General features: G+C 33.1%; 10 protein-coding genes. 6 read left to right on the plus strand and 4 right to left on the minus strand.

The genetic code is table 11. The features are described 5' to 3' along the window. Positions 1-332: 332 nt before the first annotated feature. Positions 333-1,607 (minus strand): serine hydroxymethyltransferase, encoded by a 1,275-nt coding sequence (gene glyA, locus ACYSNX_RS07910; protein WP_461754138.1) that lies wholly within the window; start codon positions 1,605-1,607, stop codon positions 333-335. Positions 1,608-1,714: 107 nt separating this feature from the next. Between glyA and fahA the strand changes: the two genes are divergently transcribed. Further along, positions 1,715-3,001, plus strand: a complete 1,287-nt coding sequence (gene fahA / locus ACYSNX_RS07915) for a fumarylacetoacetase (RefSeq protein WP_461754139.1) — start codon at positions 1,715-1,717, stop codon at positions 2,999-3,001. Positions 3,002-3,117: 116 nt separating this feature from the next. Here fahA and ACYSNX_RS07920 read toward each other — a convergent pair whose 3' ends face one another. Continuing rightward, positions 3,118-3,336: a hypothetical protein gene (locus ACYSNX_RS07920; protein ID WP_461754140.1), complete on the minus strand. Its 219-nt coding sequence runs from the start codon at positions 3,334-3,336 to the stop codon at positions 3,118-3,120. 885 nt (positions 3,337-4,221) lie between these two features. Here ACYSNX_RS07920 and ACYSNX_RS07925 point away from each other — a divergent pair. After that, positions 4,222-4,761 (plus strand): hypothetical protein, encoded by a 540-nt coding sequence (locus ACYSNX_RS07925; RefSeq protein WP_461754141.1) that lies wholly within the window; start codon positions 4,222-4,224, stop codon positions 4,759-4,761. Positions 4,762-4,793: 32 nt separating this feature from the next. On the opposite strand, the gene ytxJ is transcribed toward ACYSNX_RS07925, so the two are convergent. Continuing rightward, positions 4,794-5,132, minus strand: a complete 339-nt coding sequence (gene ytxJ / locus ACYSNX_RS07930) for a bacillithiol system redox-active protein YtxJ (protein WP_461754142.1) — start codon at positions 5,130-5,132, stop codon at positions 4,794-4,796. Between the two features lie 156 nt (positions 5,133-5,288). Here ytxJ and clpB point away from each other — a divergent pair, with 156 nt between their 5' ends. Together clpB and ACYSNX_RS07940 are read left to right on the plus strand one after the other, a co-directional pair. Further along, positions 5,289-7,880, plus strand: a complete 2,592-nt coding sequence (clpB, locus tag ACYSNX_RS07935; protein WP_461754143.1) for an ATP-dependent chaperone ClpB — start codon at positions 5,289-5,291, stop codon at positions 7,878-7,880. Between the two features lie 174 nt (positions 7,881-8,054). Continuing rightward, the gene (locus ACYSNX_RS07940) at positions 8,055-8,273 is read left to right on the plus strand and encodes a putative signal transducing protein (RefSeq protein ID WP_461754144.1); all 219 of its coding nucleotides are present in this window, start codon (positions 8,055-8,057) and stop codon (positions 8,271-8,273) included. Positions 8,274-8,336: 63 nt separating this feature from the next. Here ACYSNX_RS07940 and ACYSNX_RS07945 read toward each other — a convergent pair whose 3' ends face one another. Continuing rightward, positions 8,337-10,259, minus strand: coding sequence for an LTA synthase family protein (locus ACYSNX_RS07945; protein ID WP_461754145.1), 1,923 nt, complete (start codon positions 10,257-10,259; stop codon positions 8,337-8,339). A 125-nt stretch (positions 10,260-10,384) separates the two neighbouring features. On the opposite strand from ACYSNX_RS07945, the gene ACYSNX_RS07950 reads away from it, so the two are divergent. Together ACYSNX_RS07950 and ACYSNX_RS07955 are read left to right on the plus strand one after the other, a co-directional pair. Next, positions 10,385-12,166 (plus strand): AMP-dependent synthetase/ligase, encoded by a 1,782-nt coding sequence (locus ACYSNX_RS07950; protein ID WP_461754146.1) that lies wholly within the window; start codon positions 10,385-10,387, stop codon positions 12,164-12,166. Positions 12,167-12,250: 84 nt separating this feature from the next. Next, on the plus strand, positions 12,251-12,688 hold the full coding sequence (locus ACYSNX_RS07955) for a MarR family winged helix-turn-helix transcriptional regulator (RefSeq protein ID WP_461754147.1): 438 nt from the start codon (positions 12,251-12,253) through the stop codon (positions 12,686-12,688). The last annotated feature ends 24 nt before the right edge of the window (positions 12,689-12,712 follow it).

Raw genomic sequence — 12,712 nt, forward strand, 5'->3', positions numbered from 1 at the left:
CCCAGGTAAGAACAGTAACTTTCCCCTCATATACCTGCTATATTTACCCTAAATATCTCCGTACAACTTTGGACTTTAGTTTGTTATGCAACCTTATCCGATATTATTGGGCCTGATATAGTTTCTGTTCGTCAGGTCAAGGGTTTGCCTAGCGCTTCCTTCAGATTCCACCTCACGATGGACACCCTTGCATTTGGCTAACACTTCCCGTTGTAAAGGCGTGTTCGGGACTTGCACCCTAGAGTTACTGTCCATGCTGGGCACACATAAAAAATGCAGAAGTAAATAAGCTTACTTCTGCATTTTATTATGTGTATAAAACTAGTTTAATACTACATTACGAACATTGGTTTTTCAGCCATCATTTCGTTGATTTGCTCTTTTACTTGAGCTATAACTTCTTCATTGTCTTTGTTCATAAGTACTTTATCGATTAACTCAACAATTACTTCCATATCTTCTTCTTTAAGACCTCTTGTTGTAATAGCTGGAGTTCCGATACGGATTCCAGAAGTAACAAATGGAGACTTATCATCAAAAGGAACCATGTTTTTATTCACTGTAATTTCAGCAAGTCCTAAAGCTTCTTCTGCTTGTTTACCAGAAATACCTTTGTTTCTTAAGTCAATCAACATCATGTGGTTATCAGTACCTCCCGAGATGATGTCATATCCTCTTTTTACAAAAGCTTCAGCCATTGCTTTAGCGTTCTTTTGAACTTGTAAAGTATAATGGAAGAACTCATCTGTTAACGCCTCTCCAAAAGCTACTGCTTTAGCAGCGATAATATGCATTAAAGGCCCACCTTGGTTTCCAGGGAAAACAGAGCTATCTAATAAAGAAGACATCATTCTTGTTTCTCCTTTAGGAGTTTTAATTCCAAATGGATTAGGGAAATCTTTCCCCATCATAATCATTCCTCCACGTGGTCCTCTTAAAGTTTTATGTGTAGTTGTAGTAATGATATGACAGTGAGGAACTGGGTCATTTAATAAACCTTTTGCAATAAGCCCTGCAGGGTGAGAAATATCTGCCATTAATAATGCACCAACGCTATCAGCAATCTCTCTAAAACGTTTAAAATCGATATCCCTAGAGAAAGCAGAAGCACCAGCAATAATCATTTTTGGTTGCTCTTTAGTAGCAATTTCTTGGATTTTATCGTAGTTTAATAGTCCTGTTTCTTTTTCTACTCCGTAGAATACTGGATTGTAAAGTTTTCCTGAGAAGTTTACTGGTGAACCGTGTGTTAAGTGTCCTCCATGAGATAAATCAAAACCTAAAATTTTATCACCTGGTTTTAAGCATGTAGCATAAACAGCTGTATTAGCCTGTGAACCTGAGTGAGGTTGAACGTTTACGTACTCTGCTCCGAATAAAGCTTTTGCACGATCAATAGCGATTTGCTCTACAACGTCTACTACTTCACATCCTCCGTAATATCTTTTATTTGGATACCCTTCAGCATATTTATTAGTTAAACAAGAACCCGCAGCTTCCATTGTCTCATCACTAACAAAGTTTTCCGATGCGATTAATTCAATACCATGAATTTGTCTATCCTGCTCATCAAGAATAAGTTCAAAAATTTCTGTGTCTTTTCTCATTATTTAATGTGTTTTTCTTTTAATTAAAACCAAATGTACAAAAAACGTTTGTTATATTCCTGCTTAATTATATATTTGGTAGTATTAACACACTAAATAAAAAAATTATGATAATTAGCGCAAATGATCCTACTAGGAAATCTTGGTTGAATTACGCGAAAGACTGTGATTTTTCAATTCAAAATATTCCATTTGGGGTTTTTATCACAAAAGATGACGTAATAACTATAGGTACTCGTATAGGAAATTATGCCATAGATTTAAGTGCCTTACAGATGTTAGGTTACTTTAAGGGCATTGATTTAACAGATGATGTATTTTTACAAGACACTTTGAACGATTTTATTTCTAGTGGAAAAAAAACTTGGAGAGCAGTACGCAATGCGGTTGCAGATATCTTTGACATTAACAATCCTACCTTACAAAATAATACAAAACACAGAGAAGCCATTGTTTTTAACATAGATGAAGTAGAAATGCAATTACCTGTGTTTATTGGAGATTATACGGACTTTTATTCCAGTAAAGAACACGCCACTAACGTAGGTAAAATGTTTAGAGACCCTGATAATGCCCTACTACCCAATTGGCTGCACATTCCTGTGGGATATCATGGTAGAAGTTCAAGTGTTATTCCAAGTGGAGTAAATATCAAACGCCCAATAGGACAGACATTACCCAAAGATGCAAAAACCCCAGTTTTCGGACCTTCAATGCGAATTGACTTTGAATTAGAAACTGCCTTTATTACTGCAGATGCCAATCATTTTGGAGAACGCATTACTGTGGATAATGCTCAAGATCATATTTTCGGTATGGTTTTACTAAACGATTGGAGTGCTAGAGATATTCAAACATGGGAATATGTACCTTTAGGTCCATTCTTATCAAAAAACTTTGCTACGGCAATTTCTCCTTGGGTAGTTACTTTAGATGCATTAGAACCCTTTAGAGTGGCTAGTCCAAAACAAGAGCCTACTCCATTGGAATACTTACAACAAAGTACAGATAATGCCTTCGACATTCACCTAGAAGTTTACCTCACTCCAAAGGACAAAGAAGATAACCTAATTGCACAAAGTAATTTCAAATATTTATACTGGACCATGAACCAGCAATTAGCCCATCATACCATTAATGGTTGTCCAATAAACTCTGGAGATTTAATGGGATCGGGAACCATTTCAGGGAGTGAACCATCTAGTTATGGCTCGCTATTAGAATTAACTTGGGCTGGAACTAAGCCTTTAGAGTTAAAAGGTGGAATCACAAGAACCTTTATTCAAGATTATGACACCATCACTTTTAAAGGATATTGTCAAAACGATCATGTCAGAGTTGGCTTCGGCCAAGTAAGCAATATGCTTCTACCTTGTGATCCGTTTAAAAAATAAGATTAATACGCTTATATAAAAAAAGCCCCAAACTGTAAAATATACATTTTGGGGCTTATTTTTATTCCGATATCATTAAGATTCTCAAAAAACAAACATACTAATTTAAAAACTTTTCATTTCATCTGAGACGTTTTTACAATTGTATCGGTTTGCCTAGCGGAACTCGCATCTATTATTGTCTTAGTTTGCAAAAGTAGAGAATCAATACTTACTTGTTTGTCAAACATAGGAGTTAAAATATGCTGCTCTAACTCAACAGGAGGTTGTTTACAACTCAATGTGATAATACCTAATCCCAAAGATAAAAAAACATTTTTCAACCTAATTTTCATGATAGATAATCTTTTTAATAGCGTAGTAAAAATAACTTATTAAAGCATAAAAACAAAAAAAAATACATTTAAATTACTATTAATATATCTATCATTATTCTGGTAAATATATAAGAGTAATATATATTGTTTAAATCAAAATCATAAAAACAAAAACATCTTTAAAGAAAACCTAACCATTTCATTAGTTTTCTGCTTAAATATATACCTTATAACTGATAGAGTTAATTTAAAAAACATCTGCTACTGTTATTTAAAGTCCATTTGTTGCTATTGCCCTTGCCAAAATCTTTATTTGAAAAACCTGTAGCCAAAACTGCCTCCATAACTTTGCTATATCCAAAGTAGCTAGAATCTCTTAATTTGGGTAAAACCCCATACTATAAAGCCCTGTCTTAACTTTGGCTAGATATTATCTATAAACTTACCATAAAGTTTTTTCCTTAATAAAGCTAGATATTAAAAATTCTGTGGATTTTGATGTGTCCTAACTACTTTTCTATTCTAAGAGGTAGTAGTATACTTAACAGTACTACATACTAGACTATTTCTAATTAGCTACTTAATATAATATATTGAAGTGTAACTTAAGTTACAGTAAGTACTCTTTTATCCAACTACATTTGTCTTAACACAAAAGGAGAAAGTCTATATAAAGACAATCTTATCTAAAAAATTAAAAAGATAGGATGTTGTGCTAGAAACACTAGCCTTCGTTAATTGCCAACACCTGTTAGGTTTAAAATATAGTTTTTCCAATAATGGACTTACTAGTTTAAACTTTAAAAAAAGAGACTAATTTCAGTCTCTTTTTTTTATAGCATGTAAAGGATGCTTGTTTTTTTTGTAATTTAGGGTAAATACAACCTTTTAAAGCAAAAAACAATGAAAAAATTACTTTTATGCGCTACTCTACTAAGTGCAATACCCAGTTTTTCCCATTTACCAATGCTAGATGCTAAAGTCTTTACCTTAATGCAAACAAAGAAAGGTAAAGTACTCAAAGCCCACTATAGCAATAAGGATTTAACCTCAGCCCAAAGCCAAGTAGAATTAGATCTTTTACTAAAGGAATTAATTACCTATGTACTAGAACAAAAAGACCAAGAAGATTTTCAAAGTGTATTCTTTTCTCTACAGGTCAATCCCCAAGAAAAGGAATTTATAATAAAGAATATAGAGTTTTACAATGACAACTCTTTCGCTGTTGGATTAACCAAGATTTTCGAGAGTAGTTCCAATGCTAAAAATCAAATAGATTGTGATGGAATAAGTATTTCTGCAAACCAAAGTGATATACAAGAAGATTTATCTAAATCTACCCTGCTTGCAAATGAAATCTTGGAGATTTTACACTCCGATGACTTTAAGACAAATAAGCGAATTGTCTCTAGTATAGATATAACTTACCAAAACATACAGTAATTGGACATTTACCCAATTACTGTATGTTTTTTCTAGATCCTAAGTAAAAGCTTTTCTATTTGCCCAGGATCTATGCCTTCATGGGAGTTACTATATACTACTTCTCCTTTATAGATAATTAAAATCTGAGGAGATTCGTGTTCTATACTAAACACTTGAGCTATGGCTTGAGATTCTTCTCTATTAGCCACTACATCTACCATATAACAATTGGTATCGGTAGGATTTGTAAATACGCGTTCAAAATTTTTTAAAGCAAATTTACTGATATAGCAACGAGGTGAATTTTTAAAGATTATAACTGCTTTTTGCTCTGAAAACGAAATAAGTTCATCGATTTGCTGCTTGTGTTTTATAAAAATCCAATTCATATGACAATTTTTAAATAAAATTCATTAATAAAAAGCTAAAATAAGTCATTATGTCTTATTAAGCTAAATAATTAACATAAAAAATAGACAAAATGTCTTATATTTAACTATGGAATATTATTTGTACAACTATTATTAACCAAAAAAAACAAGAAAATGAATTTAAATAATTTTACCATAAAATCACAAGAGGCCTTACAACGTGCCCAAGTGATTGTCCAAGGACTAGGACAACAACAAATTGAGAATGAACACATTTTCAAAGCAATAATGGAAGTAGATGAGAATGTTACTCCATTTATATTAAAGAAATTAAACATTAATATAGAAACCTTTAAAAGCGTTTTAGAGGCGACTATACAAAGTTTTCCAAAAGTTTCAGGAGGACAAATTACTCTTTCTAGAGAAGCTACAAATACAATGAATCAAGCTCAAGCTATTGCCCTTGAGATGAAAGATGAATTTGTATCTATTGAGCACCTTATTTTAGCTATTTTCCAATCCAAATGTAAAGTAGCTCAAATTCTAAAAGATCAAGGAGTTAGTCTTAGCAATTTACAAGCAGCTATCCAAGAAATTAGAAATGGAGAAAGAGTTACCTCTGCCTCTGCAGAAGACACTTATAATTCATTAAACAAATATGCTAATAACTTAACTAAACTAGCCAATGAAGGAAAGTTAGATCCAGTTATTGGTAGAGATGAAGAAATCAGACGAGTACTTCAGATTTTAAGTAGAAGAACAAAAAACAACCCAATGTTAATTGGAGAACCAGGAGTTGGTAAAACAGCTATTGCAGAGGGATTAGCACATCGTATTGTGCAACATGACGTTCCAGAAAACTTAAAAGACAAACAGATTTTTGCCTTAGACATGGGAGCATTAATTGCTGGAGCTAAATATAAAGGTGAGTTTGAGGAAAGATTAAAGTCAGTAGTAAAAGAAGTTACCTCAGCAGAGGGGAATATTATTCTTTTTATTGATGAGATACATACTCTAGTAGGTGCTGGTGGTGGAGATGGGGCAATGGATGCTGCCAATATCTTAAAGCCTGCTTTAGCTAGAGGAGAACTTCGCTCTATTGGAGCTACAACTTTAGATGAATACCAAAAATATTTTGAAAAAGATAAAGCCCTAGAAAGACGTTTCCAAAAGGTAATTGTAGATGAACCAGATACAGAGAGTGCTATTTCTATTTTAAGAGGTATTAAAGAGAAGTATGAAGCCCATCATAAAGTAAGAATTAAAGATGAGGCGATTCTTGCTGCCGTAAACTTATCAGAAAGATATATTACCAATCGTTATTTACCAGACAAAGCCATTGACTTAATGGATGAGGCTGCAGCTAAATTGCGTATGGAAATCAACTCTAAGCCTGAAGAACTGGATGTTTTAGACAGAAAGGTAATGCAGTTGGAAATTGAAATAGAAGCCATTAAGCGCGAAGACGATGAAGATAAGTTAAAATCTCTTGGCTTAGAACTTGCTAATTTAAAAGAAGAAAGAAACGATCTTTTTACCAAATGGCAAAGTGAAAAAGAGGTAGTAGACCGTGTTCAAAACATTAAACAAGAAATTGAGCAGTATAAAGCCGAGGCAGAAAAAGCCGAAAGAGAGGGAGATTATGGTAAAGTAGCTGAGCTGCGTTACGGTAAAATCAAAGATTCTCAAGAAGCACTAGTAGAAGCCCAAGAAGCTTTAGACCATAGTAATAATGGTACCTCTTTAATTAAAGAAGAAGTAACTAGTGAGGATATCGCTGAAGTTGTAGCAAAATGGACAGGAGTTCCTGTAACTAAAATGCTTCAAGGAGAAAGAGAAAAACTACTTCATTTAGAAGATGAATTACACAAAAAGGTAGTTGGTCAAAACGAGGCAATTCAAGCCATAAGTGATGCGGTACGAAGAAGTAGAGCTGGTTTACAAGATCCTAAAAAACCTATTGGTTCCTTCTTATTTTTAGGAACTACAGGTGTGGGGAAAACTGAATTAGCCAAAGCCCTAGCCACTTACTTATTTGATGATGAAAACGCAATGACTCGTATTGATATGAGTGAATATAGCGAGCGTCATAGCGTAAGTAGATTAGTTGGAGCGCCTCCGGGATACGTAGGTTATGATGAAGGTGGACAATTGACAGAATCAGTAAGAAGAAAACCATATTCTGTGGTTCTATTAGATGAAATCGAAAAGGCTCACCCAGATACCTTCAATATTCTGTTACAAGTGCTAGATGAAGGACGTTTAACAGATAATAAAGGAAGATTAGCTGATTTTAAAAACACCATTATTATTATGACATCCAATATTGGTAGTCATATTATCCAAGAAAAGTTCGAAGACACTCTAGATCTTGAAACAGCTGCTGAAGAAGCTAAAATTGAAGTTCTTAATGTCTTAAAACAAAGCGTAAGACCAGAGTTCTTAAACCGTATTGATGAGGTAGTAATGTTTACTCCTTTAAATAAAGACAACATTTTACAAATAGTTGATTTACAACTAAGAGGTGTAATAAATATGCTTAAGTCACAAAACATCATTATGGAAGCAACCATTGAGGCTAAAGAGTTCTTAGCCGATAAGGGTTATGAGCCTGAATTTGGAGCTAGACCAGTTAAAAGGGTAGTTCAAAAAGAAGTACTTAATAAATTATCTAAAGAGATTTTAGCTGGGAATGTAAAATCCGACAGTATCATCTTACTAGATGCCTTTAACAATGAGTTAGTTTTTAGAAATCATAGTGAATAAAAAGCAAATGGGATTAGAACTACTCTAATCCCATTTTACTACTGTCTACTTTTTAGCTTTATTATTTTAGATACCTACCTCTAAGTGACAGTATATAATATTAACATCTAATTTAAGATAATTTTTAGAAGTCAAAAAAAACATCTATCTTAGATTGAAATAAAAACATCTATTATGAATCACGTCATATTATACTCAGGTAGTGAAATTATGGTTTTAGCAGTAAAAGAAATTTTAGAGCAAAACAATATACCTTATATCATTCGCAACGATATTGAATCTTCTATTACAGCTGGTTTTGTCTCGGCAGATAATGCTGTTAATGTTCTAGTAGAGCAAAAGGATGCTCAGCGTGCTGAACAACTTTTAATAGATAATAAAATCAGAGAATAGTATTTAGAAGTTCCTGTAAAAAAAAAGCATCGCTTTGTTAGTTAAACAGAGCGATGCTTTTTTTTAATCCAATTGTTTATCGATAATCTTCTGGAAATAATCTTGAATAAATGCTTTGGTATTTAATTCCAGTTCTTGCATTTGAGGATTTTTCTGTCCTATTAAATTATTTTCTAAAGCTTTGTCATCAATGTGGTAAAAACCAGTTACTTCTTTACCATTAAAACGACATATGTAATCTCCTTGCTGAAAAGTATACTCATTAAAACTATAATTAATAGTAAATGGTTCTACAATGGTATCATTAATAAGGCTTCTCCCCCAACTTCTAAATGGCTCTTGGTACCCTATTAAATCCAATACAGTAGGATAGATATCTATTTGCTGAGCTAGGCGTTTGTCTACACCCTTTAAATCTTGACTTGGGCTATAGATTAAGATAGGTACAGCAGTTCTATTTACAGGCTTTAAATACTCTGGATAATCCACCTGATTGGTATGATCGGCTGTTATAATGAAAAGAGTATTTTTAAACCAAGGCTCATTTTGATTCTTTCTAAAAAATTCTTGAAGTGCAAAATCCGTATACCCAATAGTTTGGTGAATCTGCTGATTTCCTTTATTGAATTTCCCTTGGTACTTTTGTGGTATATTAAAAGGTTCATGAGAAGAAACTGAGAATAGTGTAGCAAAGAATGGTTGCTTTTTTTCCGATAATTCATCGGCCATATATTGGAAGAAAGGTTCATCCCAAATCCCCCATGTTCCATCAAACTCACTTGGATTATTAAATTCATTTAATCCATAATAGTGATCAAAGCCTAAAATATTAGAAAACCCTAAAAAGCCCATAGATCCATTAGGTGCGCCATGGAAAAAAGAAGTATCATAGCCTTTGCTTTGTAATGTAGAAACTAGTGATTCTATCTTTTGCTTAGGAAAGGGGGAAGAAGTAAAAGCATCTTTAAAAGAAGGTATACCTGCAATAACAGATGACATTCCATGAATAGACTTATAACCATTGGCAAATGCATTTGGGTATATCAAACTATTTTGAGCCAAAGAATCTACAAAAGGAGTATAACTTATAAAATTTTCGATGTTTTGATCTTCATTAAAAGCTCCTATATATTCTCTAGAGAAACTCTCCAAAATAAATAAAACAACATTTGGAGAACTTGGTTCATTGGTAGTATATTGCTTATAAGAACTAATATGCTTTTGTAAATCCTCTTGCTTAAGGTAATCCACTTTCTTAAAGCTAGTCTTACCTATGGTACGTAATATAGCAAAGGGTGTGTTAAGGACAATGTCCGCATGCTCAGGCTTTTGTACATGCCTATTTGCATCAATTATATTCAAAGGACGAGTAGTTTTTTTCAAATCCCCTCTTACTCCTGCTACAAATCCTATCATAACTCCTACAAAAATAACAAGACTACTAATCCAATAGGATCTTTTGTATTCTACTTTAATTACACGTGTAAATCGCACTTTTTTATATAGGAAAACCCATAGTACAGACAATCCTAAAAACCACAGTAACACGTCATAATAAGCTGTGGTAAAATTCCAAAATAAAGTAACTTTATTGGTTTCGTGCTCTAAGCTATCTAAAACAGCAATAGTGGTTCTGGCATAGATAAAACGATAGTAAATAAAGTCTATAAAGTTAGTGGCATAGGCCAAAAGATTAGGAATAAAATAAATCCAAAATAAGAATTTTTGGAAACCTTTTTTGGTTTGTACAAAAAAGGGAAGAATAGAAAGTAAGATAAATAAACTATTCACATAAAAGATAGCCATTCTATCAAAGGTAATTCCATGGTAAGCTAAGGTTAAAAACTCTCCTATGGATTCTACTTGTAAAAGGTCCGCATTATACAGGTAAAATAGTACCCTTGCGACAAAATAAAAGAAAAATGCTAAAAACAGCCTGTAAAAAAACACAAGCATTTCATTTAATCGGTAACGATTTGATAACATAATGTAGATTGGTTTATTTTTTAGAAAGTACAAATTTAGTTAAAACTTTAGACTAATACATTTTTTAATGCTCTATAGTTTATATAGATTATTTTTCATATTTTGCATAAACTAATTACATAAACATGACAAATCCTACAAGACTTTTTGATATTCCGTATTTTCAATTAGAAAATTTCCCCCTGGAAGACTCTTTAGTTACAAAAGTAAATGGTATATGGAATAAAACCTCAACTCAACAATACATCAATCAAGCTAATAGCATTTCAAGAGCATTACTGAAACTTGGTGTACAAAGGGATGAGAAAATTGCTGTGATTTCTAGCAATAACCAAACCAAATGGCATATACTTGACATTGGGATATTGCAAATTGGTGCACAAAACGTACCAATCTACCCTACTATATCGGCTGAAGATTACCAATATATTCTAAATCATTCTGACTCTACCTATTGTTTTGTGTCAGATATAGAGATTTACAATAAGTTAATTTCTGTGAAAGACCAATTGCCAAATATAAAAGAGATTTATAGTTTTGACAATATACAGGGATGTAAGAATTTTGATGAATTACTAGCCTTGGGCCAGGATGAATCTAACCAAGACCAGGTAAAAAGTATTATGGATTCCATAACACCGGATCATTTGGCTACTTTAATTTACACCTCTGGTACCACAGGTAGACCTAAGGGAGTAATGCTATCGCATAACAATATTTTACAAAATGCCATTGGCAGTTATCCTAGAGTTCCCTTTACTAGAGAGGACTACTATAGAGGTTTAAGCTTTTTACCTATTTGCCACGTTTTCGAGCGAATGATTATTTATTTATACCAATATTCTGGGGTGTCTATTTACTTTGCCGAAAGCATTGATAAAATGGGAGAAAACTTACAAGAGGTACAACCTAATGTGATGACAGTTGTTCCAAGGTTACTTGAAAAAGTTTATGATAAGATTTTTACTAAAGGAAGCGCTTTACATGGCATTTCTAAAAAGATTTTCTTTTGGGCTTTAGAAGTAGGTTTTAAATATGAACCTTATGATAGAGGACTTTGGTATAATTTTCAATTGGCAATCGCTAGAAAATTAGTTTTCTCAAAATGGCAACAAGCACTAGGAGGACATATGAAAGTGATTGTATCGGGAAGTGCTGCTTTACAACAAAGATTAGCTAGGGTATTTAACGCCGCTGGTTTTGCTGTTTTAGAAGGGTATGGTTTAACGGAAACCTCACCTGTTATTGCAGTACAACAGATCTCCAATAGAGGTTTTAAATTTGGCACCACAGGTAAACCTATTGACAATGTAGAGGTAAAGATTGCACCTGATGGAGAAATCCTTTGTAAAGGCCCTAACGTAATGCTTGGTTATTACAAAGATCCAGAAAAAACCAAAGAAAGTATTATAGATGGTTATTTCCATACTGGAGATATTGGAGAAATTGATGCACAGGGCTTCTTACATATAACCGATCGTAAGAAAGAAATGTTTAAAACCTCTGGTGGAAAATATGTAGCTCCTCAGATGATAGAAAACATCATGAAACAATCTCGATTTATCGAACAAATCATGGTCATTGGAGAGGGAGAGAAAATGCCTGCAGCTTTAATTCAACCAAATTTTGAATTTGTTAGAGAATGGGCTAGACGCAAACAAATCCCCCTTGGTCCTACTAACCAAGATTTAATTAGCAATCAACAAGTCATTGATCGTATTTCTAAAGAAATTGAACAAATCAATCCTAAATTCGGTAAATGGGAACAAGTAAAATGTTTTGAATTAACACCAGATGTATGGAGTATTGACGCAGGTCAGCTTACCCCTACATTAAAATTAAAGAGAAAACCAATCATTGAGATGTATAAAGATTTGTACCAAAAAATCTATCATCCAAGCAATTAAAATAAAAATAGTTACAAATAAATAGAAAATAGTATGCACGCATACTATTTTTTTTTTATATTTGATTAAGACCATATAACCATTATGAAAGATAAAACAATAGATTATGTATTAAGAGCCACTTGGGGGGCTGTTTCTAGAATGTATAATGAGGAAGCTTCTAAATACGGCGCAAGTATGTCCTTAGCATTTGCCCTTTTGAGTATTGATAAACAGGGAACCTCCTCTACAGCTTTAGGTCCTAGCATGGGAATGGAAGCAACAAGCCTTACTAGAACATTAAAAAAAATGGAAGAGCATGGTCTTATTACAAAGTCCAAAAATCCAAATGATGGACGTGGAGTTATTATACGCCTAACTCCTTTAGGAGTACAGAAAAGAGAATTATCCAAACAAAAGGTAATGCGTTTCAATGAAATGATTCGTCAAAAAATTGAACCTGAAAAAATTAAGCATTTTTTTGAAGTTGCCGAGCTTATTAATGCCCTGATTAGCGACAAGGGTATTTTTGAATCAGAATAATTTTATTTAACTATTAATTTATTA

It is taken from the genome of Myroides sp. LJL115, assembly GCF_054871665.1.

Excerpts from the sequence above, each read along its gene's own strand:
- glyA (WP_461754138.1), bottom strand. The coding sequence starts at position 1,607 with ATGAGAAAAGACACAGAAATTTTTGAACTTATTCTTGATGAGCAGGAT.
- fahA (WP_461754139.1), top strand. The coding sequence starts at position 1,715 with ATGATAATTAGCGCAAATGATCCTACTAGGAAATCTTGGTTGAATTAC.
- ACYSNX_RS07920 (WP_461754140.1), bottom strand. The coding sequence starts at position 3,336 with ATGAAAATTAGGTTGAAAAATGTTTTTTTATCTTTGGGATTAGGTATT.
- ACYSNX_RS07925 (WP_461754141.1), top strand. The coding sequence starts at position 4,222 with ATGAAAAAATTACTTTTATGCGCTACTCTACTAAGTGCAATACCCAGT.
- ytxJ (WP_461754142.1), bottom strand. The coding sequence starts at position 5,132 with ATGAATTGGATTTTTATAAAACACAAGCAGCAAATCGATGAACTTATT.
- clpB (WP_461754143.1), top strand. The coding sequence starts at position 5,289 with ATGAATTTAAATAATTTTACCATAAAATCACAAGAGGCCTTACAACGT.
- ACYSNX_RS07940 (WP_461754144.1), top strand. The coding sequence starts at position 8,055 with ATGAATCACGTCATATTATACTCAGGTAGTGAAATTATGGTTTTAGCA.
- ACYSNX_RS07945 (WP_461754145.1), bottom strand. The coding sequence starts at position 10,259 with ATGTTATCAAATCGTTACCGATTAAATGAAATGCTTGTGTTTTTTTAC.
- ACYSNX_RS07950 (WP_461754146.1), top strand. The coding sequence starts at position 10,385 with ATGACAAATCCTACAAGACTTTTTGATATTCCGTATTTTCAATTAGAA.
- ACYSNX_RS07955 (WP_461754147.1), top strand. The coding sequence starts at position 12,251 with ATGAAAGATAAAACAATAGATTATGTATTAAGAGCCACTTGGGGGGCT.